This is a genomic window from Haloarchaeobius baliensis, assembly GCF_052060055.1.
GTDB classification, from domain to species: Archaea; Halobacteriota; Halobacteria; order Halobacteriales; family Natrialbaceae; genus Haloarchaeobius; species Haloarchaeobius baliensis.
In genome coordinates this window covers 274,874-298,419 of sequence record NZ_JBPPFR010000003.1, presented here as the reverse complement: position 1 = coordinate 298,419, position 23,546 = coordinate 274,874, and the positions used below count along the sequence as shown (strand labels likewise).

The window sequence follows — 23,546 nt, the reverse complement described above, 5'->3', positions numbered from 1 at the left end:
GCCGACCCATCGGACGAGGTACGCCCGGATTCGACCCGTGAACCAGATTGCACTTGTGCTCGACCCGACTATCGATGGGCATGAAACGGCGGCAGATGCTCGCGACAGTCGGAACGGTCGCCGGTGCCAGCGCGCTGACCGGCTGTCTCGGGGTGCTGCGGGGGGACTCGAACCCGAACGTCGTCCTGGGCGACCCCGGCGAACCGTTCGACAGCGAGGACGTCGCGTACCCGGCTTGGGGACAGCAGCTGCCGGCGGTCACGCTGCCGGCGCCGCTCGAATCGCGAGCCGTCGGGCTGGGGTCGGTCGAGCGCCCGCAGCTCCTGACGTTCTTCTACAGCCACTGTCAGACGGTCTGTCCGGTGCTCGTCTCGGCGCTGCAGCACGTCCAGGAGCACGCGGCGACCAACGGCTACGCCGACGAGGTGGCGTTCCTGCCGGTCACCTTCGACCCCGAACGGGACACCGCCGACCGACTGCGGACCTACGCCGAGGAGCGCAACGTCGACGCCGATGCGGGGAACTGGCACTTCCTGCGGCCGGACTCGAAGGAGCGCGCGAAGGCAGTCGTCGAGGACGAGTTCGGGGTCGCGTTCCGACGGACCGAACCAGAGGACATGGACATGTACATGTTCACGCACACGTCCCTGACGCTCCTCGTGAACGGCGACGGCTACGTGGAACGGGCCTACAGGGAGCAGTCGCCCGACGTGGACACCATCGTCTCCGACCTCGAACGGGTCCGGAACGCGTGACCGGGCGACCGGCACCGCGGCCGTCGGCGGACCGCCGACCGTTCGGGAGGTAGGCCGAGCTTAGGTGACGATAGCGTCGAGTAAGGACTTCGTTCTATTGCCGGACGCCGTTCAAGCACGACGGAGCATGAACTTCGACGAGTTCACGGGCGAGATCCAGCACCGCCTCGAGCTACCGGGCACCGGCGAGACGGTCCGAGCCATCCGTGCGACGCTCACCACGCTCGGCGAGCGCATCCCCGAAGGCAACGCCGAGGACCTCGCGGCGTCGCTCCCGATGGAGATCAAGTGGTACCCGACGGGCGCGGTGCACGAGCACGGTCAACGGTTCGACTGGTCCGAGTTCGTCGGACGTGTCGCGGAGCGGGAGGGCATCGAGCGACAGGAGGCGGCGTACCACGCACAGGTCATCGTCGACCTCGTGGCCGCGCAGGTCCCGGCGTCGGACCTCCAGCAGCTCCGCGACCAGTTGCCGGAGGCGCAGGACGACGAGAACTGGGGGAAGCTGTTCGCGGTGGTCGACGCAGGCGGCTGGCAGGAGTCGGCGACGTAGGTTGGTGTCGCCTCGATGGGGGAGTTCTCTCCCGAGCAAGGCGTGTCTTTGGACGAGACGAAACCAGACTTTAGATGCCCCCAAGAGATTCGGGACCAGTTGAACGTGGTTGGGCCGCCAGTGAGCGATCATCGCCCGGTGATGAACCAGGAGAGAACAGCGTACTGACCCGTGGTTTAGACAAGTCTAATTCTCACATTAGAAGAGAACTATTATATATTTCGGAGCCCAACCATCGACCGAGTATGAACGATACGAACGGGAACTTCTCCTCTCGTCTCTCTCGCAGACAGGCGCTCGCCGTCGGCGGTGGAGCACTGCTGAGCGGTATCGCGGGCTGTCTCGGCGAGACCAACGCCAGTCCGGACGACGATGGACCGACGGCCGTCGCATCCTTCTTCAGCTTCTACGACTTCGCACGGAAGATCGCCGACGGCACGAGCATCACGGTCGAGAACCTCGTCCCGGTCGGGATGCACGGCCACGGGTGGCAGCCCAACGCACAGGTGAACATCAAGGTCAACGAGGCCGACGCCTTCCTCCACGTCGGACCGGGGTTCCAGCCCTGGGCCGACCGCATCATCCAGACACTGGAGGACGACAACGTCGACACGCAGCTCATCAACGTCCGCGAGGGCGTCGAGCTGGTCGACCTCGCCGCGAGCCTCGACCCGGATGAAGAGGGTGTCGGTGAGCAGCAGGGGAAGGACCCCCACTTCTGGCTCGACCCGTACCGTGCGAAGACGTCGGTCGACAACATCACCGAGGGCCTCGTCGAGCTGTCACCCGCCGAGGAGGACACCATCCGCGAGAACGCGGAGACGTACAAGTCCGAGCGACTGGACCAGATCGACGCCGACTACCAGGCGATCTTCGACGCCGCGGAGCGCGACGTGGTACAGCTGGCCGCTCACAACGCCTTCCAGTACATCGGTGTCCGGTACGGCGTGGAGATGCGACCGCTGGTGACCAACCTCGCGGCGAGTGGCGACGTCTCCCCCGGCGACATGCGCCGGGCGCAGGAGACCATCGAGGAGCACGACATCAGGTACATCGCCAACGGCGTGTTCGAGTCCCGTCGTCCGGCGGTCCAGCTGATGGAGGAGACCGACGTCGAGGCGTACTTCCCGGTGACGCCGTACGCCGGTGTCCGCGAGGAGTGGGTCGAGGAGAACTGGGGCTACGAGGAGATCGCCTACAACATCAACATGCCCACCTTCGAGGTCGTCCTCGGGAACAAGCTGCCCGAGGAAGCCGGCCCCGACGGCTGGGCCGAGGAGTGGCGCAACTTCCAATGAGCTCACAGTACGCCGACACCCAGAGCGACACGGAGGGATCGACCACCGGGGAGACGATCATCGACCTGCAGGACGTCTCCTTCGGCTACACCGCCACGTCGGTCATCGAGGACGTGTCGCTCTCGATCCGGAAGGGGGAGTACGTCGCCGTCGTCGGCCCGAACGGCTCCGGCAAGTCGACGCTGATGCAGCTGATGCTCGGCCTGCTCGAACCGGACGTTGGCGAAGCGACCCTCTTCGGCCAGCCGGCACACCGGTTCGAAGACGGGGAGCGGCTCGGTTACGTCGCCCAGCACGCCAGTGCCTCGAAGGAGATGCCGATCACGGTCCGCGAGGTCGTGAAGATGGGCCGGTTCCCGCACGTCGGGTTCGGCCGGCTCTCCCGGGAGGACTGGGCCATCGTCGACGACGCACTCGCGATCGTGGGTATGTCCGCGTTCTCCGATCGCCGGATCACCCAGCTCTCGGGCGGCCAGCGGCAGCGTGCGTTCATCGCCCGGGCGCTCGCCGGCGAGGCTGAGCTGCTCGTGCTCGACGAACCGACCGTCGGCGTCGACGCCGAGTCGGTCGAGGCGTTCTACGACCTGCTCGAGTCGCTGAACGAGCGCGGCATCACGGTCCTGCTCATCGAGCACGACCTCGGAGCGGTCACACAGCACGCGGAACGCGTCGTCTGCCTGAACCGCGAGGTGTACTTCGACGGCCCGACCGAGGAGTTCGTCGACAGCGACGCCCTGGCACAGGCCTTCGGGACCGCCGCCAACTTCCTGGGTGATTCGGGATGAACGGGGCGCTGGCCGCCGTCGCCCTCCAGTCGCAGTCCAACGAGACGCTCGACACACTGCTCGGGCCCATGTACTGGCTCCTCGATGCATGGGGTGGTCTGCTCAGCTGGATCGCCCGGACGGCGGGCATCGAGATGCTCGGCTACGGGTTCATGCAGCGGGGCATCCTCGTCGGGCTCTGTATCGGCGTCATGGCCCCGCTCATCGGCACCTTCCTGGTCCACAGACAGCTCGCGCTCATCGGCGACGCGCTCGCCCACACCGCGTTCGCCGGCGTCGCCGTCGGCCTGTTCCTGAACGCGACCATCGACCTCGGGGTGACGCCGTACCTGACCGCGGTCATCGTGGCGATGATCGCGGCGCTGTTCATCGAGCTCATCTCGGAGGTGACGGACGCGTACAACGACGTCTCGATGGCGATCGTCCTGTCGACGGGGTTCGCGCTGGGGACGACGCTCATCAGCATCAACGCCGGCGGCATGACAGTCAGCGTCGAGCAGTACCTCTTCGGCAACCTCTCGACGGTGACCTCACAGAGCGCGGCTATCCTGCTGGTGCTGTTCGGCATCATCGTCGGGGTCGTCGCGCTGACGCGCAACCAGCTCCTCTACGTCACCTTCGACGAGACCGCGGCCGAGGTGTCGGGCATCTCGGTGAACTGGTACAACCGCATCATGGTGATGCTGACCGCGCTCGTCGTCGTGGGCGCGATGCAGATCATGGGCGTCATCCTCGTCGCGGCGATGCTCGTCGTCCCCGTCGCGGGGGCGTCACAGGTGTCCCGCAGCTTCAACGAGTCACTGCTCGTCTCGATCGTACTCGCCGAGCTCTCGGTCATGCTCGGCATCGCCGTCTCCTACACGATTGGTGCGACCGCAGGTGGCGTCGTCGTCCTCTGTGGCGTCGGCATCTACGCGGTCGCCGTCGCGCTCGGCAAGCTCAAGACCCGCTACGGCGACCGGGAGACGCCGGAGATGGGGAGCATCGACGTGAGCGACGACGGGGAGACCGGCGCGATATGGACCGACGAGGCCGACGGCCGTGAGGCCCTGACCGACGACTGACCGTTCCTCCAGACTCGGTACTTCGGCGACCGTGGCGACCGAGGGAGCCACCGCGCCCCTGTCAGGCGATGATAGCCTCCGCGGACAGCCCCACCCCGTTCTCGAGGTTGTCCGCCACGGGACACCGCGCCTCGACCTCTCGTATCCACGCGTCGACCGCTGCCTGGTCGGCGTCCGTCTCGACGGTGACCGAGAGCCGGAGCGTCTCGAAGCCAGCTCGCGGCTCGGTCGACTCGCCCATGTACCGTCGTGTGTCGATGTCGCCCTCGACGGCGACCGACAGGCTGTCGACGGTGATGCCCTGTTCCTTCGCGACGAGGTGTCCGATGACGTTGAAGCAGCCGGCGAGCGACCCGAGGAGGTACTCGAGCGGGCTTCCGTCGCGTCCGATCACGAACTCACCTGTCCCCGTCTCGACGTGTGTGTTCTTCGGACCGAGTGCGTCCCCCGTGATGGCGATGGTCTTCCGGGCGTCGGTGGTGGATGTCTCTTCTGTTGCCATGACTGAACGATCGACCGTTCAGGACATAACGAAGACAGGTCGTTCTCACGCCGTGAGAGCCGGACGCGCTGTTGAAGCCGCCACGGCGCGTCTCTCCGGTATGGAATCGACAGTCACTGCCAGGTCCCGGGACCACGCCCGATTGGGGCCGGCCTTCCCCGCCTACGGCCCCGTCGACGCTGCCCTCGGCTACTGGCTGTTCTACGTCGTCGTCGACCGGGCGACCCCGACCGTCGTCGACCTGTTCGCCGGTCGCGTGCTCGAGCTCTCGCCGTCGCTCGTCCGTCTCGGACTCGCGGCGCTGCTGTGGTTCGTGCTCGCGGTGACCGTCCTCGACCAGCTCCGCACGCAGTTCGACGCGCTCACCGGTCGGTCGGCGGCCGGACGTGGCTGGGTGATACACCCACTGATCCCGGCCCAGTACTGGCTGCTGGTGTACGGGCTCGGTGCTGGACTGGCCGGCGCGACGGCGCTCGTCACCTTCGAGGTGGGCGTGAGCGGAGCGGTGACGCTCATCGAGGGCATCGCCACGTTCGACCTGGCCGCGATCCTCCTGCTCGACGTGGTCGCCGTCGTGGTGTTCTTCGTCTCCTTCGCGGTGGCGTCGTTCAGCCTCGACCGGCTGACGATCCGGACCATCCGCGAGCTGCTGGCCGACGACCGGGACCACGGCGCACCGAAACGCTGAGGGGACCCGCCGTGGACAGGTCAGTCACGAGACCGGTCCGGCCGTCGCTGGCCTCGCTGCAGGCGGTCGGACCGTCCCCCGACCACGACCGTGCTCGAACAGTACCTCCTCTTCGTCGGCGGGCTCGCCCTGCTGGTGATCGGCGCAGAGCGTGCCGTCTCCTCCGCCGGCGACCTGGCGCTGTACTACGGTGTCTCCAAGTTCTTCGTCGGTGTCACGGTCATCGCCGTCGGGACGTCCGTGCCGGAGATGACGACGTCCATCTACGCTGCGTCCTACGGAGCCGGCGACCTGCTCGTCGGGAACATCGTCGGCTCGGAGACCGCACAGATCACCCTCGCCATCGGGATCGTCGCGCTCCTCTCGCCCATCGTCGCCGAGCGGCGGAACGTGATGATCTACGGCGGCGCGATGGTGCTCTCGATGATCATCATGATACTTGTCGTCGAGGACGGCGAGCTCATCCGGTCGGAGGGGTTCCTGATGATGCTCTCGTACGTCTTCTTCATCTACACGTTGTACACCAACGAGGGCGGCGAGGAGATCACCGAGGAGGTCGTCGAACGCGAACCACCCCGGCGGACGGTCCCGTGGATCGTCCTCGGCCTCGGGATGGTCGTGGTCGGCGGCCACGTGATGGTGACTGCGGGCGTCGAGATAGCGATCTCGGTCGGCATCCCGGAGTACATCGTGGGCCTGCTGACCGGTCTCGGGACGACCGCGCCGGAGATCGTCGTCGCGGGAATCGCGGCCAGAGGCGGCCAGGAGGGTATCTCGGTCGGGGCCATCCTCGGAAGCAACATCACCGACCCCGTCTTCTCGCTCGGTATCGGCCCCCTCTTCTACGACGTCACTCTCGTCGACCCGGTCGGCATCATGCTCTCCGCACAGTACATGCTCGCCGTCTCGCTGCTGGTCCTCGGCCTGTTCTATTGGCAGCGAGGCATCGACCGGCGAGCCGCGGTGCTCTGCCTGCTGCTGTATCCGCCGAGTTTCCTTATCGTGTGAGCCACGAATGTCCGTCGACCCCGTTAGCTCAGCGTCCGCACCCAGCCACCGAGTGCGCCTGCGATTCCACTCGGGATTGCGAACAGCAGCGCCACGATGATACCGATGATGAAGATGCTCGCTCCCGCGAACAGACTCCCCAGCGGACCGGCGATCGCTCCGACGAGGGAGCCGGCGAGGGCGAGGACGATCACCGCGACGATGCCACCGAAGGCGCCGGCGACGAGCCCGTTCCACATGCCGTTCCACAGCCCGCCACCCGCGATGTAGCCGGCTATGAGTCCACCGATCACTCCCCCGCCGACAGTCCCGAAAACCGGGATGACGATACCGCCGATCGACCCGACGAGGACCTCGACGAAGAATCCGATCAGGACCGCTCGCCACGAGATGGCCATGCAGTGGACACACTCCCCGGGTGCAAAGTTACGAGCTCTTTTGGAAGGGTAATCGGGATCTGTCGCTGTCCGTCGGCACCGGCACACAGTCGGGAGTCTCCGCCGGTCGAATGGCCGCCTGCCCCGCCGTAATCCCGCGTTTCGAACGTCGCGGACGGCTGCGCTCCGCAACCAACTTCGGTGCGTACCGTCAGTCCGATCGACCTCGTAGATGGCGGCCCGGTCGCTCCTCGTGGTAGTGTCGACGGAAGGTGCCTGGGGGAGAGTCGGCTCGGAGTGGCCGGGTCAGGGCGTCGTCGTTTCGTCGGCCGCGTCCGGCTCGTCCGGTGACTGCCCCGGCTCGGTCCCCGGACCGACGGTCCGCTTTCGGTAGAGGTACAGGCCACCCAGGACGGCGGCTGCGAGTAGCACGAGCGGGACGACGAAGATGACCAGGATGACGAGTATCTCGGGCAGACCGAGTGCTTGGAGTGGTATCATCACGGCTAGAGAGACGTCAGCGGGCGGCTTGAAGTCGGAGGCAGGTTCTCCCGCGGTGGGAATCGATTCCGGGTCTCGACCCCGATGCGAGACGCCGATGGCGGAGTGCCTGCCGCGACCCATCACTCGTCAACACCGGGGAGTGAAACCGGTTCGAACCGTTGGAGCCCGAAGTACGTGTTGAGAACCGCGCCGAAGCCGACGCCGATGGCGGCGAGCTGGACGAGCGCACCGACGAGGGGGAACGCACCGAGCACCTCGAAGGCGAACAGCACGACGCCGACCCCGAGGAAGGTGGCACGGTCCGTCCGCGCCACCGGGAGTCTGCTGCCGACGAGGTATCCGAAGACGACCTGTGCGTACAGTACGACCGCGAGTTGGCCGAGGAGACCCACCAGACTGACCGGGAGGAGGATGAGCGTGAAGGCCATATAGACGAACAGCACGAGGAGGGAGAGCGCTCCGAGCGAGCCCACGACGCCGCACACCAGCGGGTGCTCCGTCACGGCGTGACCGACGTTCGACAGCAGCGTCGGCTGTCGACGGGCGAGCCACCAGCCTGCGGCGCCCAGGACGAGGAACTGGAGCAGGAAGGTCCCGACGCGCCGGGTCGGGGACCCGCCCGGTGCCGGAGGCTCGAACCGGTCGAACACGCCGATGGTCGCCCCGTCCGCGACGGTCACCCGCCCGCCGATGGTCCGAAGCGTGCCGGCGAGCGTCGCGCGCTCGGTCACCGTCACGTTCCCCGCGAGCACCGTCACGTCGCCACTGAGTGTCCCGTCGAGACGTGCGGTCCCGCCGATGACGTACAGGTCCCCATCGACGGATGCGTTCGCCGGGACGGTGGTCGTCCCGCCGGCGACGACGTGGACGCCGTCGATCTCGTCGAGCGTCTGGTCGCCCTGGAGCGTGACCGTCATCCGGTCCGGGTCCGCCCCGCTGGCGGAGACGAGCAGCACGACGACGACCAGCAGCGGGACCAGCTCGGTCGGGTTCACGCGACATCACCCGTCCGAGCGAGGAGGACCATCCGTCGGGCATAGAGCCCGGCCAGCAGCCCGAACACCATCAGCAGCGAGAGCGCCTGCACGACGTTGAGGTGCGAGAGCAGGGTGAGCTCGGACGCCTGGAAGTAGAGGGCGAGCGCGGTGCTGAGGAAGGTGGCGAGCCAGCCCGCGACACCGATGCCGATGGCGGAGTGGGTGCCGATGGTCTCGGTCGTCGAGAGGTCGGGCCAGAGCGCGAAGTTGAGGGTGGTGTAGAAGCTGACAGCGACCGCGTAGAACGCCGGGTTCAGCGGTGAGGCGGCCCCGCCCGCGATGGTCGGGAGTGCGGCCGCGAGCCGGAGGTCCCAGGTGTAGAGGACGTGGGTCAGCGCGAACAGCGCGAAGGTCCAGAGGAACACCCGGTTCAGGGGGTAGTTCGCGTAGATGACACCGGCCATGACGGCGCCGACGACGTGCGCGACGGCGATGAGCAGGCGTGTCGAGAGCTGGGGCGACTGCCAGGAGCTCAACAGCAGTGCCGGTGTGTCGATGATGCGGAGGAAGCCCAGGCTGTCGACGAAGAACACGCCGAACATGAGCACCGTCGGCACAGCGAAGGCGAGGCTCCGGGCGGCGACCGGCTCGGGCCGGCAGAACCGACCGGGGCCGAACGCCTCGCGTTGGCCCTCGAGGGTCGAGAGCACGGTCTCGAGTCGCTCGCTCCGACGGGAGACGAGGATGCCGAGGACGAGGATGCCGGGCAGCATCGCGGCCACCATGAGCCGGCTGAACGTCTCGACCGACCACGTGAGCGGGATGGCGTTCGCGAGGAAGTACGCGACCGCGGTGATGAGTGCCGCGACGTAGCCCCGGTCGGGAACCGGGACCAGGTCGACCGCGAGCGAGAACGAGACCGGGAACCCGACCCCGAGACCGACAGAGGCGACGACGATCCACGCGCCGAAGCTCGGGACGGTTCGGACGAACGGTGCGACGAGTGTGAGACAGAACTGCACGACCACGACGCCGAGCAGCAGGCGGAGCTTGGTCCGGAGGTCGGTGCTCCAGCCGCGACGGTCCATCGTGACGCCGGTGGCGACGGCGACGACGAGGGTACAGAGCGCGAGCCCGGCCATCCAGGCCGAGACGGCCGTCTCGGACATCCCGACGAGCCTCGTCCCCAGGTCGATGAGGCCGAGCTGGACGAAGGTGATGTTGTAGTAGTAGCCGGCGACCATGAGGGCGACGAACAGTACGTACCCGAGCACAGGCGTCCACCGTCGTCGTCGCAGGTAGGTGGTGAGCTGCATGGCGATTCTCGGACTGACCTGTCGCCGCGAACGACAATAAAGGGCGGTGCGCTCAGCCCTGCGCCGCGACCCGGAGCGCGAGTGCTCCCATCACGAGTCCCGGGGCCATCGCGATGCCACCGGCGAGTCCGACCGATGGCCAGCCTGGTGCGACGGCGGTCCTGACCACGAGCAGGTAGTAGACAGACGCCGGGACGAGCAGGATGGACAGGAGGAGTCCGGCCACGATCGTCCAGTCACTCGTCAGCGCGGCTTCCAGGGGGGATGCATCGATGCGCATACCTGGATGGTGGGTCCGAGTCACTGGAGTCGATTCTGCCGGATGGCAGGGGTCCATTCAAGTGGCGGCCACCCACCGACAGTTTTTCCGCGGCGTCCGAGGACGTTCGAACATGAAGCGAGTCCGAGTGACCATCCACCCGCAGTCACTCGAGAACCCGACGCTGTACGAGCGACTCACCCGGGCTCCGTACCTGCGGCGCGTGCAGACGGTGAACTGGAACATCAGGGAGCCGCCCGCTGCGTTCCTGCTCCGGCTCCGTGGCGACTACGAGCGACTCGTGCCCGAGCTCGAGGCCGACGACCAGATGCTCGACCACGAGCTGTTGCCGGTGAGCGACCGCGAGTGCTATCTGTTCCTGAAGGGGCACGCACCGGCCGAGGCACGGGCGCTCTGGGAGAACTTCACCCGGGACGGGCTGCTGACCGTTCCACCGGTGGAGTGGGGCGAGGACGGGAGCAGCACCTTCACCATCGTCGGGACGGAGGCGGACGTGCAGGCCGCCGTGGACGGCGTGCCCGATGCGGTGGACGTGGAGGTCCGCCGCGTCGGCGGCGAGCGAGTCGCGCCGGCCGATGCCAGAGGGGCGCTCTCGGACCGCCAGCGCGAGGCCGTCGAGACCGCACTCGCGCTCGGATACTACGCGGTCCCGCGGGAGGCGACGACCGCCGACGTGGCGGCAGCACTCGACTGCTCGCCGTCCACCGCTGGTGAGCACCTCCAGCGGGCGGAGTCGGCGGTCCTCGCGGCCCTGTTCGGTGACTGAACCGGCGGAGAGACGACGTGCGCACCGACCGATTGAATGTCGATCCGCGCGTACTCAGGTGTATGGGAGACCGGGTGCTCGATAATCTCGACAGGCGCATCCTCCACCTGCTCCAGCTCGACGCGAGAGGGATGACGGATACGGATATCGCATCCGACACCGGAGTGTCGAGTACGACGATTCACAACCGTATCGAGGCACTCGAAGATCTGGGCGTCATTCGGGGCTACCATCCCGAGATCGACTACGAGAGCGCGGGGTATCCCCTCTCGGTCCTGTTCATCGGTTCGGTCCCCATGTCAGACCGGTCGGCGGTCGCGGAACGGGCCCTCGAGATCGACGGTGTCGTGAACGTCCGCGAGCTCATGTCGGGCGAGGGGAACCTGCACGTCATGGCGGTCGCGGGGTCGACGGACGAGACGGAACGGATAACCGAGGAACTGGACACGCTCGGACTACGGATCAACAGCAGCGAGATCGTCTCGACGGAACGGTTCCAGCCGTGGGACCACTTCCACCTGTCGAACGATGCCGACGACGAGGACGAGGGGTCGTAGTGGCTGGAGGGAACCGACCGGGGGGACGAAAAGCGGCGAGCCGCTGCTCTCGCAGCTCGGTAGGCGACGGTGAACGACCACGTAGGTGAGCAGTTGGAGTCTCCAAGCAGCGGTCGTTCGTGTCTTGAATATTGCAAGTAATTGTTCTCCGCTGATAATGAGCCTTATGCATCTCAGGTGCGTCTAAAACGATATGGGACGGATAGAGGCGGAGGAACTATCAGAGATTCATACACTCCTCGCACACCCCTACCGACGGTACGCGCTGGACTACCTCTCGCAGCAGGCGGGTGGCGTCGAGCGGGAAGAGCTCGCGAGAGGAATCGTCGAGTGGACCGGTGGGGAGACCGGCAGGACCGTCGAGGACGTCGAACTGCAGCTGCATCACGTCCACCTGCCGAAGCTGTCGGAGGCAGGGCTCATCACGTACAGTCCGAACCCCGGGAAGATCTCGCTGGCGGAGTCCCGCCAGCTCGATACAGTCCGTCGGGTACGGGCGGAGGTGGGCGCCGGCGGGGAGAGCGCCGACGGGCAGCCCTGATCGAGCAGTGCCACCGGTTGAGCGGCCGTGGACGTATCGGTCGCCGGCAGACCGTCTCGCACAGAGTTCCAGGAGAGCGGCGGCCGGGCCTCGCTCAGAGCCCCGTCGTCTCCGACGATGGCCGTACACGTATCCTCGACTGGTCCTGGATGACGATCCAGCAGCCCGCGTACTCGAACGAGACCGTGATGGACCGGCTGGGTATCTGGTGCCCGACGGGTGAGAGGAGGGCGTCGAGCGCGTCGGGGTCGATCGCCGAGTAGAGTGGTGGCAGGTCGAGTGGGTCACGTTCTGTGGCGACGGAGACCGAGGAGACGACGGCCTCGCTCATCGACCAGCGATCGTCCTCGCCCGAGTACCGGAACGACTCCGTCTCTGGCTCGTACAGCAGGTTCGGCAGGTCTGGCTCGACTGGGGGTTGAGGGCGGCTGTCGAAGTCGTCGGCGCTCATACACTGCGATGATTCGGTGACACCGAGTGAATGTTCCTTCTTCATATGAACGGTGTTCTTCACCCGGCAGTACCGGTCACTCGATCAACGTGTTCTCGATGAGACGATGTGTCCCACGGCGGAGTCGAGAGCCGAGCGACTGCCCCGTGATACCGAGTGTCTCGGCCAGCTCCGCCAGCGTGACCTGTCGGGGCGACTCGTAGTAGCCCTGCTCGTAGGCGAGAACCAGTGCCTCCTGCTGTGCCGGCGTCAGGTCGTGGTCCTGACCGGTCTGGAGCTCCGAGAGACGTTGCAGCGAGACGAGCGTGGCGTGGATGTCGAGTTCGCGGCAGCACTGCTGGAAGGCCGCGATGGACTCGTGGTCGGTCCCCCGGAGTTCGAACGTCCACTGCTCGGCGTTCCCGACGCCGGAGAGGAGCACGACGTCGGTGTCCGTGATCGCCCGCAATACACCTTCGTATCGTGATCTCCACTCGGCACGGAGGAGGTACGCGCCCTCGACCCTGTCGACGACCTCGACGTCCTTCAGGTCCGTCTGAGCGGTGAGTCGCGCCAGGGTATCGGACTCCAGCGGCCCATCACAGCCACGAACCCACAGGTAGGGGACGATGGCGTCCCTCGTCGGGATGATCCGTTCGAGTTCGACGGTCACGTCTGGGAGCTCCTCGGCGATTCTCCCGAGGGGGAACTCGGTGGCGGGGATGACGAACTCGGCGATCGTCGCCATGAGACAGGGTACGAGTGCATCCCAGATAGGAGTGGCTCTGGCCGGATACCGACCAGAAACTCGGGTCCTGGCGCATATCGGGAGCCACGGAGGGACCCCACCTGTGAGGCGATGGACAGGACTAAACCACGGACGACGGTAGTGTGATGTGGTCACTGATGCCACATCTCGAACCACTGCCGATGGACGAGAACCCGGAACTCGAAGAGGACTTCGCGCTCTTCGAGGAGATCCTCGGGTTCGTCCCGAACAGTCTCCTGACAATGCAACGGAAACCACCGGTCGTCCGGGGGTTCCACGACCTCACCGAGGCCGTCATGAACGAGTGCGACGAGGTCGACCCCGGGTTCAAGCGGATGGCCGCTCACTTCTCGAGTCGGGCCGCCGGCTGCCAGTACTGCGAGGCGCATTCGCTCATCGCGGCCGAGATACACGGGGTCAGTCAGGAGAAGATAGACGACCTCTGGGAGTACCGGACGAGCGAGCTCTACACGGAGAAGGAGCGGGTGGGACTCGACTTCGCACTCGCGGCCGGGAAGGTCCCGAACGAGGTCGACGAGGAGATCATGACCGCGATGAAGGAGCACTGGTCCGACGACGAGATAGTCGAACTGCTCGCCGCCATCAGCCTCTACGGCTTCCTCAACCGCTGGAACGATACCATGGCGACGGCGCTCGAGGACGTCCCGCGAGAGATGGGTGAACGCGTCCTCGCCGACCACCACTGGGACGGCGGGAAGCACGTAAACGAGGGCTGAACCCGGCGGTTCAAGCTACTGTCGACCATCGACACGACGACGAGCAGCCCAGAGGCAGAGACTGATTCCGAGCAGCGACCCGAGGAGGCCGAATCCTGGCGCGCCGCCGTCACCCGACGCTGACTCATCAGTCGCTTCACTGGAATTTCCGATTCCGGTGGTGGCCGTCTCCTGGCCTCCACCTGCCTGCTCCACCGTCAAGGTGACCGTCTCCGACGCGTCGCCGTATCGGACCTCGAGTTCTTGGCTCCCAGGCTCCGACAGTGGGATAGTGGTACTCCCATCGGTGTCGAGCGAGTAGACCGCACCGTCGAACAGCACGTCGATATCAGCAATCGAGGCATCACCAGCGTTGACGGTGACCGCGGCCCGTTCACCGGTCTGGAACGACTCTCCACCCCCGGCGGGACGAACGACGACGGAGATGTTGATGGGGCGACTGGCCGCCGTCTGGAGTTCCTCGACGCGCTGGGCCAGTGCGTCATCGATGGAGCCGTACTGGGCGATGGGGTTCTCGGTCTCGGGCAGCGCCTGGACGACCATCGGCCGGTAGCGGAGGTCGCCATCGTCCGTCTTCGTCAGGAGGCTCGGGAAGCCGTGGCCGTTTCTGGCGACGCTGTCCCCGGAGAATGGCACTGCTCTCCGGTCGTCCAACTGCTCGTCGAAGACAACGTGCTGAGAGTCCACGAAGGCGAACGACCGTCCAGAGTAGTCGACAGTCCAGTCGGTTCGTACGAAGCCATCGAAACCGTCCAGGCCGGTGACCATAGCACCGCTGTTCGGATCGAAGGCACTGAGGGACGTCCTGTCGTTGTCGCTGTAGGTGACGAGGAGTAGACCGTCCGGATGGACCGCCAAGTCCTGAATACGACTGTCGACGATGCGGTGATCGTTGTCGATCAAATCGTCTTGCCCGCTCCGTTGTACGGTCGCCCCGCTCAGGTCGTACCTCGCAACCTGGAGATGATGGGCGGTTCGACTGTGATCCTCGGAAAATCCGATGTAGAGCGTCTCCTCGTGGACTGTCAGTGAGGGATTATGAACGTCGGCGCCCGTCCCAGTTTCAAGGAACCCATTGAGACCGGGTTCGGCGGTATTCAGCGCCCAGAAATCGATTCCGGTGGTGTCGAAATCGTCCGAGATGACGAACACCCGACCGTTGGGACCGATGGTGGTATCCTCGAAGTTGATACGCTCACTGTCGGTGCGAACCGTCTGTTCGAAATCCAGACTTCCCTCGGACGTCACGGCGATGTGGCGGACGGCGTGGGTGCCAGCGTCTGGCTGGGTGCGGTAGATGATGTGGCTCCGCCCATCTTCAGACGCCACAACATCGATCTTGGTGACTTCGTTCACAGCAGTCGTGACCCGTGAAGTGCCGACGACCTCGCCATGCGTCGTGACACTGGCAAGGTGTATCTCCTCGCCTCGCGTGAACGCGATGCGGAGTACACCATCGCCATCGGCGTTGGTCATCGCGAATCGGTCGACGTCTTCGAGAACGGTGCCTTCCGGGGCCCACATCGTGGTGTTGTCACCGTCTGGACGGTCCAATGCGGTACCTGTGTCGACGGGAGAACTGGACGACGCTCCGGTATCCACGGCGACCGTCGATGCAGTCGCTGTCGATGCGACGAGACACACAACGAGTAAGAGTCCGATTGTGGTCCGGAACGCGCCACCGATCGAGGATCGACCTCGCTCTGTCATAGCTCGAGTTATCAGTAGAAATTGATAAAACTACTTGCCGGTACGGCCTTCTCACAGCGGTGCTGGCGTCCAACAGTCGTCGGTGGGGGCCCAGAGTCGACTCGTCTCACTCCCGTTCGAACGTGGGCACCCACTCCTCGAGCACGTAGCCGTCGAACTGCGTCTCGGAGACCAGGTCCCACTCGTCGCGGTCGAACTCGGGGAAGTATGCGTCGCCGTCGTACTCGCCCTCGATGCGACTGAGGAGCATCCGGTCGTAGTGTGGGAGGAACGCCTCGTAGATGGCGCTGCCACCGAGGACGTAGAGGACCGATGCGCCTCGCTCCCGGGCGATGGCGACCGCATCCGCGACGCTCCCGGCGTGGGTCACGTCCGGGTCGTCGTACGCCCGGTCGCTGCGGCTCAGGACGAGCTGCGCCGCGCCCGGCGGGTCGTCGAACATCTCGAAGGTCCGGCGGCCGATGACCACCAGATCGTCGGCGACGCGCTCCCGGTAGCGCTGCACCTCTTCGGGCAGACTCCAGGGGAGCGTCGGTCCGTCCCCGATGACACCGTTCTCGCTGACAGCCGCGACGGCGATGACGTCCATACCGCTAGTTCCGGTTCCACGGTGTAAGCCCCATCGTTCCCGGTGGACGAGTCGGCTGGTTCTCGGGAAGAGAGAGACGGGCTCTGGTTATAAGCTGCCAGCTGACCTATCAGAAACCATGTCCTCGACGCTACGGAACTACGGCGCAGGTATCGGCATCCCGCTCGGCGCGGGTATCGGCGGCACGGCTGCCGTCGTCACGGGCCACTCGGCGGACCTCGCGTTGCTGGCCGGCTACGGCGTCTCCGGGGGCCTGCTCACCGGCGCGATCGTCGGTCAGTTCGCTGGCACCTACAGCGGGGCCGACGACTGGGCGAGCCGCGTGATCGGCGTCGCGGTGCTCGTCGGTCTGCTCGTCGGCACCGCGCTCGGCCTGCTGGTCGGCTGGTCGCTCGACGCGGTGGTCGCGAACGCCGCGGCCGTCGGCGCGGTGGCGGGGGTCTCGCTCGGCGTGCTGCTCGGCGGAATCCTCCTGACCTCTGCACGGAGCGCGGAGAAGCCACCGCAGGGCAGCATCGGCGGCTCCGACCAGTAGGAGTCGCACCGAGCCGGCACGACAGACTGCGGCCCCTCCGGGATTCGAGAGGTATGCTACCGTCTCGCAGGTTTTCAGCCCCTGAAACGAGAGGGGGTGGATTATAAGGTTGCCGTCAGATGGTCGGTGTATGAATGCTATCGATGCGACGAACGTGTCGAAACACTACGGGTCGACCACAGCCCTCGACAGGGTAGACCTCACGGTCGAGGAGGGCGAGACGTTCGGCTTCCTCGGCCCGAACGGCGCCGGGAAGTCGACGTTCATCAACGTCCTGCTCGACTTCGCGAAGCCGAGCGACGGCCACGTCGAGATCTTCGGGACCGACTGCCAGCGGAACGGTGTCGAGGCCCGCGAGCGGATCGGGGTGCTGCCGGAGGGCTACTCGGTCATCGAGCGCCTGACCGGCCGCCAGCACATCGAGTACGCCATCCGCTCGAAGGACGCCTACGACACGAACCCGCTCGACATCCTCGACCGGGTAGGGATCCGCGACGCCGCCGACCGGAAGGCGAGTGGCTACTCGAAGGGGATGGCCCAGCGACTCGTCCTCGGGATGGCACTCGTCGGCGAGCCCGACCTCCTGTTGCTCGACGAGCCGAGCACCGGTCTCGATCCGAACGGCGCGGCGGAGATGCGCCAGATACTCCGCGAGGAGAACGAACGCGGGGCGACGATCTTCTTCTCCTCCCACATCCTCGAACAGGTCGAGGCCGTCTGCGACCGGGTCGGCATCCTCCAGCGGGGCGAGCTCGTCGCCGTCGACACTATCGAGGGGCTCCGCAGCTCGATGGGCGGCGGGACGAAGCTCGTGCTCACGCTCGACGAGCTCCGCGACAGCACGCTCGCGGAGATCGAGACCATCGACGGCGTCGAGACCGTCGTCTCGCAGGGTGACTCCACCATCGAGGTGACGTGTACGAACGACGCGAAGATGGACATCGTCGTCGCCCTCCACGAGGCCGGCATCGAGGTGATGAACTTCAAGACCGAGGAGGCCTCGCTCGAGGACATGTTCATCGAGTACACGGGCTCCAGAGGGCGATGAGCTGGCGACTCGTCGCCGAGGAGGACTGGCAGGACACCGCGGACCAGCGCTCGACACGGGTGCTGCTGACGCTCGTCGCCCTGGCCATCCTGCTCGCGGGCTACATCTACCCGATCACGTTCCCGCCGGGGGAGCGGGCAGCCGTGACGACCGGCACGTTCACCACCTACGCGACCGGCTGGCTCACCACGCTGGTCCCGCTGGTCGGCGTGTTGCTGGGCTACAGCGCGGTCGTCGGCGAGCGGGAGTCGGGGTCGCTCCTGCTGTCGCTCTCGCTCCCGATCAGCCGCGAGGACGTCGTCCTCGGGAAGTACGCCTCTCGGACGGGGCTGCTGGGGGCGACCATCGTCGGCACGATGGCCATCGCCGGCTTCCTCGTCGTCTACCCGTACGGAACGCTCGACCTGCTGCCGTTCCTCGGCTTCGTGGTCCTGACCGTGTTGTACGGTGCGATCTGGACCGGCATCGGTCTCGCGTCCTCCCTGCTCGTCTCGACGAAACGGCGGGCGCTCGTCCTCGCGGTCACCGTGTTCTTCCTGCTCGTCATCGTCTGGGACACCGTCGTCGGCGCGCTGGCGCTGGCGCTCCGGGCGAGCGACCTCATCGGTGACGAGCTCCCCGATCCCCTCCAGTTCGTCGTCGGACTGGAGCCGGGGCGACTGTTCACCCGGATCACGACGGGGCTGTTCGACCCGAGTGCGAGCATCGACGGGGCGTGGTACCTCAGCGAGTGGGTCGCCATCCCCATCTTCCTCTGCTGGCTCGTCGTCCCGCTCGGGCTCAGCTACCTCCGTTTCTCGGGGGTGGACCTCTCATGAGCTGGCAGGACATCGCGTACAAGGACGTCAACGACGCGGGGCGCTCGAAGGCCATCTGGCTGCTCGTCGCCATCCTGCTGGTGCTCTCGGTCGGCTATGCGGTCCTGCACCAGTACGTCGGCGAGGAGACGTTCACCGCCTTCGTGAACGGCTACGCCGGCGTGCTGGCGCTCGTCGTCCCGCTGCTCGCCATCATGCTCGGCTACAAGTCGGTCGTCCACGAGCGCAACAGCGGGAGCCTGAAGCTGACGCTGTCGATGCCCCACGACCGCAAGGACCTCGCCGTGGGCACCTTCGTCGGACGCTCCGTCGTGCTGCTCGTCCCGACGCTCGCCGCCATGGTCGTCGCCGGCGGCGTGGCCGCGGTGCTCTACGGCACCGAGGGCCTCCTGTGGTACCCGTGGTTCCTTTTCGCGACGGTACTGCTCGGCCTCGCGTTCGTCGGCTTCTCCGTCGGACTGTCGATGTCGACGGCCGTGGACCGCTGGATCACGTTCGGGGCCCTCGGCGGCTACCTGCTGCTGGTGAACTTCTGGGGACTCCTCCACGGGATGACGTTGCTGGTGCTCCACCGGCAGCCCGTCCCACCCAGCGAGTTCCCCGACTGGGCGTACCTCTACCGCCTGCTCGAGCCCGGACAGTCGTACTATCGGGTGCTCGAGTTCGGCTTCGACGGCGGTGGGGCGGGTCTCTACCTCGGTGCCGGGACCCCGTTCTACGTCGACTGGTGGATGGGAGTTCTGCTGCTCGTGCTCTGGGCGGTCGTCCCCCTCGTCGTCGGCTACCGGCGGTTCCGGAGCGGCGACCTGTAGCCACCGCGCCGGCCCGACCGGGGCCGTACCGTCGCACTCGGCGGGCGCGCTTCACACTGCTGCACCGGGCGTGTCACTCAGCCGGTCTGACGGGGAGCCGACGTCGTCACTGCGACCCCGGCTCGACGGTGACGGTTACCACCTCGCCGTGGTCGAGCGTCTGGGTCTCGCTCGCGTCGAGCAGCCGGAGGAGGACGTCACCGTCGCCCGCATCGACGACCCGTGCCCGGAGACACTCCTCTCGCACGTCGTCGTCGACGAGTTCCCGTTCGAGTCGGTCGAGCTGTGACCTGATCTCGGTCAGCGTCGCGTTCGGGACCGGTTCGACGGTGGACCCACCGGATTCGTCCGCCCCGTCGGCATCCTCCCCGTGCTCTGCGGGGGGCGTCGGATCGCTTGGCTGGAAGCGGTCGACGAGTCCTCCGACGGCGAGCCCCTCGGCCGACGATGTCACCTCCCCTGGACTCACCGAGGGGAGGGAGTCCGTCTCCCCTGTGAGCCCATCCAGGCCGCCGTTCGTGTACTGACGGCTCCGGAGTCGCCGGGCGACGTGGTCGTTGACCCACGGCGGGGCCACCCACGTGCCGTCCCGGTAGAGCGTGTACTCGTCGTGGTCGGTCGTCGCCCAGACGAAGCTGTCGTAGCGGTCCTTGTACCGGGACAGCCCCGCCCCCGACTGGTGGGTGACGACGACCTGTCTGGGGGCCATGGTCTCGACGAGTTCGTCGACGGTCTCCTCCGTCGGGTGGTTGCTATACCGGTACTGTTCGACCGTGCAGCCGGCTGACTCGACCGGCGAGACCCCACCGCTCGTGAGCTGGACGAGCGTCGCCCCGGGGTCGTCCGCCACCAGGTCGAACAGCCGTTTCGAGCTGCCCTCGACCGGCACCTCAGGGCCAGCGATGGTCACGGTGCCCGGTTCGACGAGTCCAGTCGGTTCGCTGTACGTCGGGACCGTGGTGACCGTCTCGTGGTCGTAGCCCAGCGTCTCGTAGAGCTTGGCTGCGTGCCCGACGAGCGTGACGGCCGGGACGTCCAGCTCGTCCTCGAGAGCTGAGAGGAGTGTGGCGACGTGGACGCCGGCGAGACCGCTCGCCGTGACGAGGACCGAGGACCCGGCCCGTGTCCTGGCCAGTATCGACTCGATGGCGTCGGTCAGCGTGTCCTCGAACCGGTCGTCCGTCGCGCCGGTCAACAGGAGCGCCGACGGCGACGGCGACAGGGGGAGCCCCGGGAAGCCGGCGACCTCCCGTCGGGTCCAGTCGCCCGTCGCGAGCACCGTCTCGCGATCGCCAGCGTCCTCGAAGCGGAGCAGGAACCCGGCGGCCCCGGGTGCGTGCCCTGCCGGGACCGGTCTGATGCCGATCTCGCCCATGACGGTCGTCCAGTCGTCGACGGGTTCCAGGGCGTCGCGGACGCGGTCGACGTCGGAGATGTCGTAGTTGGATGACGCCTCGGAGAGGACGTCGTCGAGGATGGCCGCGGTCGGCTCCGAGGCGTAGACGGGGGCGCCGTCACGGAGGTTCTCGCCGAGCGTCGCGTAGTGGTCGAGGTGTGCGTGTGTGAGCAGCACTGCCGTCAGGTACTCGTCCGTGCCCAGGAGCGAGTCGACGTCGACGCCCGTGCCGGCGTCGACGAGGATGCACGCCGTCTGGTCGGTCACGTCCCCACGGAACCGAAGCAGGACGGACTCGGCACCGGAGTGAGGGTTCGCGTGCTGAAAACTGACTTCCATTCGGTTCGTCCGTCGATTAGGCCTCCAGACTCAAAATTCTATCCAAAACTGTGTTAATATATTGGAAATTAGATTCGACAATCATCTACGCATCACACGTTCGGTACGTGCCGACGACCGCTCACCGATGGCGTGGCCCCCGTCGAGGACGGCGTCGAACAGCGCGGCCAGCCGGTCCCGTTCCGCTGGGTCCTCGACGGCGCCGAGCAGCCGGTCTCTGGCACGGTCGATCACCGAGGAGAGGAAGGCCCCGCCCTGCACCGACGCCTCGTCGGCGGTCGGGTCACGGCAGAGCGTCGCGCGGGTCACGGTCATCCTGTTCTCGCACCACCGCCACCAGGATGTCGGCGTAGACCGTACGGAGTGACGCCGGGCCGTCGGTCTGCGCGCCCCGGCTGCTGGTCCTTTCGCGGCGACCTCACCGTACAGTCGTCTGGACGATTCCGCGGTCTCTTTCAGCGGTCGTTCGGCGTCTCGAGGGAGAGTTCGTACTCGGTCCGACCGGACCCGTCGAACACAACGTGGTCCGTGCGCTCGCCACCGAAGTACACGTCGGCCTCGATCTGCTCGGAGGCCATCGGCATGCCCGATAGCACCGCCGAGTCGACGCCGGAGAGATCGGTATCGGCGAACACCACCGTCTCGGCGTCTGACCCCCCGAACCATCGCCAGGACCCGTCGCTGTCCTCGGAGGCGCCGAACACCCCACGGAGGAAGAGCGGCTCCGACCGCTGGCTCCCGATGTCGTAGGTGAGGACCGTCTCGTCGCCGGACTGGAACGACAGCTCGTACGCCATGAAGGCGAGCTCGCGCTCGTCGTCGCTGTCCGGATTGATCGAAGCGGGGACCACCGTCGTGTTGAACGAGAGCCTGAACGTCGAGCCGGTCGGGTCGAAACCGCTCGACGTGCCGGTCGCGAGCTGGTCGCGAGTGATCTCCAGATACGCGGTTCCGAACTCCTCGTCGGGCTCGACCTGGGTGTCCTCGTACCACTCGTTGAACGAGGTGAGGAGCACCGCCGGGGCCTCGGCGAGATGTGGGGACACCTGCTCGAGGACACGCTCGTACCGCTCCGGAGAGGACGAGAGGACGGGATTGTCCTCGCGGATCGAGGCGGGCAGTCCGGTGTCGTCGTACCCGGGCATGACGATGGGGACGTGGTCTGCGTCGAGCGCCCTCGCCCCGAGCTCCAGTACCTCGTTCCCATGCTCGTAGTGGTCGTGGAACACCGACTCGATGTCCTGGCGTGCGCTGTAGGCGTTGTACGCGGTGTAGCCGTCTGCGACGTCGGAGATGGGAGACGTTCCCGGTGCGCCGCCGAACGCCACATCGGCGAGGATGTAGGGCCGGACCCCGATCTCGGCTTCCACCGCATCGAAGGCCGCGGCGATGTCCCCGCGGAGGCTGTCGGCGAGGTAGACGAAGACGACGGGTCTGTCGTCGAGGTGGAGGTAGTTCTCCCTGTGGAAGTACTCGTCGGCGAGGTACCGGAAGTCGTCGACGAGGATGCCGCGACCGATGGAGTCGTCGAGGTCGTAGTCCTGCCCCTCGAGTCGCCCCTTGGTCTCGTACAGGATCGAGAACTCCACGTCCGCGAATCGCTCGCGAGGGAGCAGGGTCCGCTGGATGACGTCGTCTGTCCCGGTGCCCGGTCCCCACCAGCTCAGCGAGAGCCAGCGGATGCCGTGTTCGAGGCACCACTTGAGGTGCTGGTCGACCACGGCCGGGTCGCTCCCCGCGTACTCCCCCAGGACAGGTTCGGAGACGATCCGGTCCGTCCAGTTCTCGTGTCCGGGCGTCCCGTACCAGGGGTAGTAGTGCGTCCCGACCAGTCGGTCGGTCTCGGCCGGGTCGACGTGGACCGGGACGTGTCCGGTCCGGACGCTGGTCGACGCCGCTGCCCCCGAACCGTCGACCACCGTGACGGTGGCGTCGTATCGCTGGCCACCCTCGACGGCGAAGGTGGTCTCGAACTCGAACCGGTCCCCCTCACCGGCGTCGAGTCTCGTCTGCTGGCCCGCTGTCGTCACCGTGACCGTCCGGATCGCGTTGCTGGTCTCGACCGTCCCGGTCACCGTCAGCTGGCTCGCATCCGTTCCCAGTTCACTGGCAGTATCGAGGGAGACGGTGACCTCGGCGCCAGGGTCGGTGGTCACCTGCGTACTGGTCGGGGTTGTGGCCCCCTCGGTCGGTGTCCCGGTGGATTCGCTCTCCGCTGGCTGGTCCCCACCGCTTCCCTGACAACCTGCGAGCGTCGCGACCCCCAACAGCCCAGCCGACCGGAGCAGGTCACGGCGCCGTCTATCGGACATGGACCAATCCTGTATTCGCCCTGTCAAAAGTCTGGGGGCCACACCGGCGGCGTCGACGATGGCGAAACCCTTACCCGGTC

At 66.6% G+C, this 23,546-nt stretch carries 28 protein-coding genes; 15 read left to right on the top strand and 13 right to left on the bottom strand.

The genetic code is table 11. The features are described 5' to 3' along the window. Positions 1 to 80 precede the first annotated feature (80 nt). From ACSG06_RS18215 to ACSG06_RS18195, 5 genes are all read left to right on the top strand, one after another. The gene (locus ACSG06_RS18215) at positions 81 to 755 is read left to right on the top strand and encodes an SCO family protein (protein WP_440991717.1); all 675 of its coding nucleotides are present in this window, start codon (positions 81 to 83) and stop codon (positions 753 to 755) included. A gap of 127 nt (positions 756 to 882) precedes the next feature. After that, positions 883 to 1,308: a DUF2267 domain-containing protein gene (locus tag ACSG06_RS18210; RefSeq protein WP_440991716.1), complete on the top strand. Its 426-nt coding sequence runs from the start codon at positions 883 to 885 to the stop codon at positions 1,306 to 1,308. Positions 1,309 to 1,553: 245 nt separating this feature from the next. Then, positions 1,554 to 2,606 (top strand): metal ABC transporter substrate-binding protein, encoded by a 1,053-nt coding sequence (locus tag ACSG06_RS18205; protein WP_440991715.1) that lies wholly within the window; start codon positions 1,554 to 1,556, stop codon positions 2,604 to 2,606. Beyond that, entirely contained in the window at positions 2,603 to 3,391 is a 789-nt protein-coding gene (locus tag ACSG06_RS18200; RefSeq protein ID WP_440991714.1) for a metal ABC transporter ATP-binding protein, read from the top strand. The genes ACSG06_RS18205 and ACSG06_RS18200 overlap by 4 nt, the downstream gene beginning before the upstream one ends. Then, complete coding sequence (locus ACSG06_RS18195; protein WP_440991713.1) at positions 3,388 to 4,455, top strand: metal ABC transporter permease; 1,068 nt, start codon at positions 3,388 to 3,390, stop codon at positions 4,453 to 4,455. Before ACSG06_RS18200 ends, ACSG06_RS18195 begins: the two co-directional genes overlap by 4 nt. 61 nt (positions 4,456 to 4,516) lie before the next feature. Here the strand turns inward: ACSG06_RS18195 and ACSG06_RS18190 are convergent, their stop codons facing one another. Next, positions 4,517 to 4,957: an OsmC family protein gene (locus tag ACSG06_RS18190; protein ID WP_440991712.1), complete on the bottom strand. Its 441-nt coding sequence runs from the start codon at positions 4,955 to 4,957 to the stop codon at positions 4,517 to 4,519. 100 nt (positions 4,958 to 5,057) lie between these two features. On the opposite strand from ACSG06_RS18190, the gene ACSG06_RS18185 reads away from it, so the two are divergent. Further along, positions 5,058 to 5,645: a hypothetical protein gene (locus ACSG06_RS18185; protein WP_440991711.1), complete on the top strand. Its 588-nt coding sequence runs from the start codon at positions 5,058 to 5,060 to the stop codon at positions 5,643 to 5,645. A gap of 90 nt (positions 5,646 to 5,735) precedes the next feature. Beyond that, entirely contained in the window at positions 5,736 to 6,653 is a 918-nt protein-coding gene (locus ACSG06_RS18180; protein ID WP_440991710.1) for a sodium:calcium antiporter, read from the top strand. A 23-nt stretch (positions 6,654 to 6,676) separates the two neighbouring features. Here ACSG06_RS18180 and ACSG06_RS18175 read toward each other — a convergent pair whose 3' ends face one another. From ACSG06_RS18175 to ACSG06_RS18155, 5 genes are all read right to left on the bottom strand, one after another. Next, a complete protein-coding gene (locus ACSG06_RS18175) occupies positions 6,677 to 7,051 on the bottom strand; it encodes a DUF5518 domain-containing protein (protein WP_440991709.1) in 375 nt (124 codons plus the stop codon). Between the two features lie 285 nt (positions 7,052 to 7,336). Then, positions 7,337 to 7,531, bottom strand: a complete 195-nt coding sequence (locus ACSG06_RS18170; protein ID WP_440991708.1) for a hypothetical protein — start codon at positions 7,529 to 7,531, stop codon at positions 7,337 to 7,339. 122 nt (positions 7,532 to 7,653) lie between these two features. Next, entirely contained in the window at positions 7,654 to 8,529 is an 876-nt protein-coding gene (locus tag ACSG06_RS18165) for a polymer-forming cytoskeletal protein (RefSeq protein ID WP_440991707.1), read from the bottom strand. Then, positions 8,526 to 9,827 carry an MFS transporter gene (locus ACSG06_RS18160; RefSeq protein WP_440991706.1) on the bottom strand — a complete coding sequence of 434 codons (1,302 nt, stop codon included), beginning with the start codon at positions 9,825 to 9,827 and terminating at the stop codon, positions 8,526 to 8,528. Before ACSG06_RS18160 ends, ACSG06_RS18165 begins: the two co-directional genes overlap by 4 nt. A gap of 52 nt (positions 9,828 to 9,879) precedes the next feature. Continuing rightward, positions 9,880 to 10,107, bottom strand: coding sequence for a hypothetical protein (locus ACSG06_RS18155; RefSeq protein WP_440991705.1), 228 nt, complete (start codon positions 10,105 to 10,107; stop codon positions 9,880 to 9,882). 112 nt (positions 10,108 to 10,219) lie between these two features. Between ACSG06_RS18155 and ACSG06_RS18150 the strand changes: the two genes are divergently transcribed. From ACSG06_RS18150 to ACSG06_RS18140, 3 genes are all read left to right on the top strand, one after another. After that, positions 10,220 to 10,873: a helix-turn-helix domain-containing protein gene (locus ACSG06_RS18150; RefSeq protein ID WP_440991704.1), complete on the top strand. Its 654-nt coding sequence runs from the start codon at positions 10,220 to 10,222 to the stop codon at positions 10,871 to 10,873. Positions 10,874 to 10,935: 62 nt separating this feature from the next. Then, a complete protein-coding gene (locus ACSG06_RS18145; RefSeq protein ID WP_440991703.1) occupies positions 10,936 to 11,430 on the top strand; it encodes an Lrp/AsnC family transcriptional regulator in 495 nt (164 codons plus the stop codon). Between the two features lie 193 nt (positions 11,431 to 11,623). Next, positions 11,624 to 11,971 carry a DUF7344 domain-containing protein gene (locus tag ACSG06_RS18140; protein ID WP_440991702.1) on the top strand — a complete coding sequence of 116 codons (348 nt, stop codon included), beginning with the start codon at positions 11,624 to 11,626 and terminating at the stop codon, positions 11,969 to 11,971. Between the two features lie 94 nt (positions 11,972 to 12,065). Here ACSG06_RS18140 and ddfA read toward each other — a convergent pair whose 3' ends face one another. Next, a complete protein-coding gene (ddfA, locus tag ACSG06_RS18135) occupies positions 12,066 to 12,422 on the bottom strand; it encodes a DdfA family disk-determining factor (protein WP_440991701.1) in 357 nt (118 codons plus the stop codon). A 76-nt stretch (positions 12,423 to 12,498) separates the two neighbouring features. Further along, complete coding sequence (locus ACSG06_RS18130; protein WP_440991700.1) at positions 12,499 to 13,149, bottom strand: helix-turn-helix domain-containing protein; 651 nt, start codon at positions 13,147 to 13,149, stop codon at positions 12,499 to 12,501. 158 nt (positions 13,150 to 13,307) lie between these two features. On the opposite strand from ACSG06_RS18130, the gene ACSG06_RS18125 reads away from it, so the two are divergent. After that, the gene (locus ACSG06_RS18125) at positions 13,308 to 13,907 is read left to right on the top strand and encodes a carboxymuconolactone decarboxylase family protein (protein ID WP_440991699.1); all 600 of its coding nucleotides are present in this window, start codon (positions 13,308 to 13,310) and stop codon (positions 13,905 to 13,907) included. Positions 13,908 to 13,922: 15 nt separating this feature from the next. Here ACSG06_RS18125 and ACSG06_RS18120 read toward each other — a convergent pair whose 3' ends face one another. Continuing rightward, positions 13,923 to 15,617 carry a hypothetical protein gene (locus tag ACSG06_RS18120; protein ID WP_440991698.1) on the bottom strand — a complete coding sequence of 565 codons (1,695 nt, stop codon included), beginning with the start codon at positions 15,615 to 15,617 and terminating at the stop codon, positions 13,923 to 13,925. Positions 15,618 to 15,723: 106 nt separating this feature from the next. After that, positions 15,724 to 16,206 (bottom strand): dihydrofolate reductase, encoded by a 483-nt coding sequence (locus tag ACSG06_RS18115; protein WP_440991697.1) that lies wholly within the window; start codon positions 16,204 to 16,206, stop codon positions 15,724 to 15,726. Positions 16,207 to 16,324: 118 nt separating this feature from the next. Between ACSG06_RS18115 and ACSG06_RS18110 the strand changes: the two genes are divergently transcribed. The 4 genes from ACSG06_RS18110 (at position 16,325) to ACSG06_RS18095 (ending at position 19,419) form a co-directional block, all read left to right on the top strand. Next, the gene (locus tag ACSG06_RS18110; RefSeq protein WP_440991696.1) at positions 16,325 to 16,741 is read left to right on the top strand and encodes a hypothetical protein; all 417 of its coding nucleotides are present in this window, start codon (positions 16,325 to 16,327) and stop codon (positions 16,739 to 16,741) included. Positions 16,742 to 16,871: 130 nt separating this feature from the next. After that, positions 16,872 to 17,789, top strand: a complete 918-nt coding sequence (locus ACSG06_RS18105) for an ABC transporter ATP-binding protein (RefSeq protein ID WP_440991695.1) — start codon at positions 16,872 to 16,874, stop codon at positions 17,787 to 17,789. Beyond that, entirely contained in the window at positions 17,786 to 18,607 is an 822-nt protein-coding gene (locus ACSG06_RS18100; RefSeq protein WP_440991694.1) for an ABC transporter permease, read from the top strand. Before ACSG06_RS18105 ends, ACSG06_RS18100 begins: the two co-directional genes overlap by 4 nt. Beyond that, complete coding sequence (locus ACSG06_RS18095; protein ID WP_440991693.1) at positions 18,604 to 19,419, top strand: ABC transporter permease; 816 nt, start codon at positions 18,604 to 18,606, stop codon at positions 19,417 to 19,419. The genes ACSG06_RS18100 and ACSG06_RS18095 overlap by 4 nt, the downstream gene beginning before the upstream one ends. Positions 19,420 to 19,525: 106 nt before the next feature. Here the strand turns inward: ACSG06_RS18095 and ACSG06_RS18090 are convergent, their stop codons facing one another. The 3 genes from ACSG06_RS18090 to ACSG06_RS18080 all read right to left on the bottom strand — a co-directional run bounded on the left by ACSG06_RS18090 (position 19,526) and on the right by ACSG06_RS18080 (position 23,466). Further along, positions 19,526 to 21,154, bottom strand: coding sequence for an MBL fold metallo-hydrolase (locus tag ACSG06_RS18090; protein WP_440991692.1), 1,629 nt, complete (start codon positions 21,152 to 21,154; stop codon positions 19,526 to 19,528). Positions 21,155 to 21,235: 81 nt separating this feature from the next. Continuing rightward, positions 21,236 to 21,469: a hypothetical protein gene (locus ACSG06_RS18085; RefSeq protein ID WP_440991691.1), complete on the bottom strand. Its 234-nt coding sequence runs from the start codon at positions 21,467 to 21,469 to the stop codon at positions 21,236 to 21,238. A gap of 140 nt (positions 21,470 to 21,609) precedes the next feature. Then, positions 21,610 to 23,466 (bottom strand): glycoside hydrolase family 99-like domain-containing protein, encoded by a 1,857-nt coding sequence (locus ACSG06_RS18080; RefSeq protein ID WP_440991690.1) that lies wholly within the window; start codon positions 23,464 to 23,466, stop codon positions 21,610 to 21,612. Between the last annotated feature and the right edge of the window lie 80 nt (positions 23,467 to 23,546).

Bases quoted from the DNA above. Each gene is read 5' to 3' on its own strand.
- ACSG06_RS18190 (WP_440991712.1), bottom strand. From the start codon at position 4,957: ATGGCAACAGAAGAGACATCCACCACCGACGCCCGGAAGACCATCGCC.
- ACSG06_RS18090 (WP_440991692.1), bottom strand. From the start codon at position 21,154: ATGGAAGTCAGTTTTCAGCACGCGAACCCTCACTCCGGTGCCGAGTCC.
- ddfA (WP_440991701.1), bottom strand. From the start codon at position 12,422: ATGAGCGCCGACGACTTCGACAGCCGCCCTCAACCCCCAGTCGAGCCA.
- ACSG06_RS18130 (WP_440991700.1), bottom strand. From the start codon at position 13,149: ATGGCGACGATCGCCGAGTTCGTCATCCCCGCCACCGAGTTCCCCCTC.
- ACSG06_RS18120 (WP_440991698.1), bottom strand. From the start codon at position 15,617: ATGACAGAGCGAGGTCGATCCTCGATCGGTGGCGCGTTCCGGACCACA.
- ACSG06_RS18095 (WP_440991693.1), top strand. From the start codon at position 18,604: ATGAGCTGGCAGGACATCGCGTACAAGGACGTCAACGACGCGGGGCGC.
- ACSG06_RS18080 (WP_440991690.1), bottom strand. From the start codon at position 23,466: ATGTCCGATAGACGGCGCCGTGACCTGCTCCGGTCGGCTGGGCTGTTG.
- ACSG06_RS18195 (WP_440991713.1), top strand. From the start codon at position 3,388: ATGAACGGGGCGCTGGCCGCCGTCGCCCTCCAGTCGCAGTCCAACGAG.
- ACSG06_RS18200 (WP_440991714.1), top strand. From the start codon at position 2,603: ATGAGCTCACAGTACGCCGACACCCAGAGCGACACGGAGGGATCGACC.
- ACSG06_RS18170 (WP_440991708.1), bottom strand. From the start codon at position 7,531: ATGATACCACTCCAAGCACTCGGTCTGCCCGAGATACTCGTCATCCTG.
- ACSG06_RS18185 (WP_440991711.1), top strand. From the start codon at position 5,058: ATGGAATCGACAGTCACTGCCAGGTCCCGGGACCACGCCCGATTGGGG.
- ACSG06_RS18085 (WP_440991691.1), bottom strand. From the start codon at position 21,469: ATGACCGTGACCCGCGCGACGCTCTGCCGTGACCCGACCGCCGACGAG.
- ACSG06_RS18140 (WP_440991702.1), top strand. From the start codon at position 11,624: ATGGGACGGATAGAGGCGGAGGAACTATCAGAGATTCATACACTCCTC.
- ACSG06_RS18150 (WP_440991704.1), top strand. From the start codon at position 10,220: ATGAAGCGAGTCCGAGTGACCATCCACCCGCAGTCACTCGAGAACCCG.
- ACSG06_RS18100 (WP_440991694.1), top strand. From the start codon at position 17,786: ATGAGCTGGCGACTCGTCGCCGAGGAGGACTGGCAGGACACCGCGGAC.
- ACSG06_RS18160 (WP_440991706.1), bottom strand. From the start codon at position 9,827: ATGCAGCTCACCACCTACCTGCGACGACGACGGTGGACGCCTGTGCTC.
- ACSG06_RS18155 (WP_440991705.1), bottom strand. From the start codon at position 10,107: ATGCGCATCGATGCATCCCCCCTGGAAGCCGCGCTGACGAGTGACTGG.
- ACSG06_RS18125 (WP_440991699.1), top strand. From the start codon at position 13,308: ATGCCACATCTCGAACCACTGCCGATGGACGAGAACCCGGAACTCGAA.
- ACSG06_RS18205 (WP_440991715.1), top strand. From the start codon at position 1,554: ATGAACGATACGAACGGGAACTTCTCCTCTCGTCTCTCTCGCAGACAG.
- ACSG06_RS18145 (WP_440991703.1), top strand. From the start codon at position 10,936: ATGGGAGACCGGGTGCTCGATAATCTCGACAGGCGCATCCTCCACCTG.
- ACSG06_RS18105 (WP_440991695.1), top strand. From the start codon at position 16,872: ATGAATGCTATCGATGCGACGAACGTGTCGAAACACTACGGGTCGACC.
- ACSG06_RS18115 (WP_440991697.1), bottom strand. From the start codon at position 16,206: ATGGACGTCATCGCCGTCGCGGCTGTCAGCGAGAACGGTGTCATCGGG.
- ACSG06_RS18210 (WP_440991716.1), top strand. From the start codon at position 883: ATGAACTTCGACGAGTTCACGGGCGAGATCCAGCACCGCCTCGAGCTA.
- ACSG06_RS18175 (WP_440991709.1), bottom strand. From the start codon at position 7,051: ATGGCCATCTCGTGGCGAGCGGTCCTGATCGGATTCTTCGTCGAGGTC.
- ACSG06_RS18110 (WP_440991696.1), top strand. From the start codon at position 16,325: ATGTCCTCGACGCTACGGAACTACGGCGCAGGTATCGGCATCCCGCTC.
- ACSG06_RS18215 (WP_440991717.1), top strand. From the start codon at position 81: ATGAAACGGCGGCAGATGCTCGCGACAGTCGGAACGGTCGCCGGTGCC.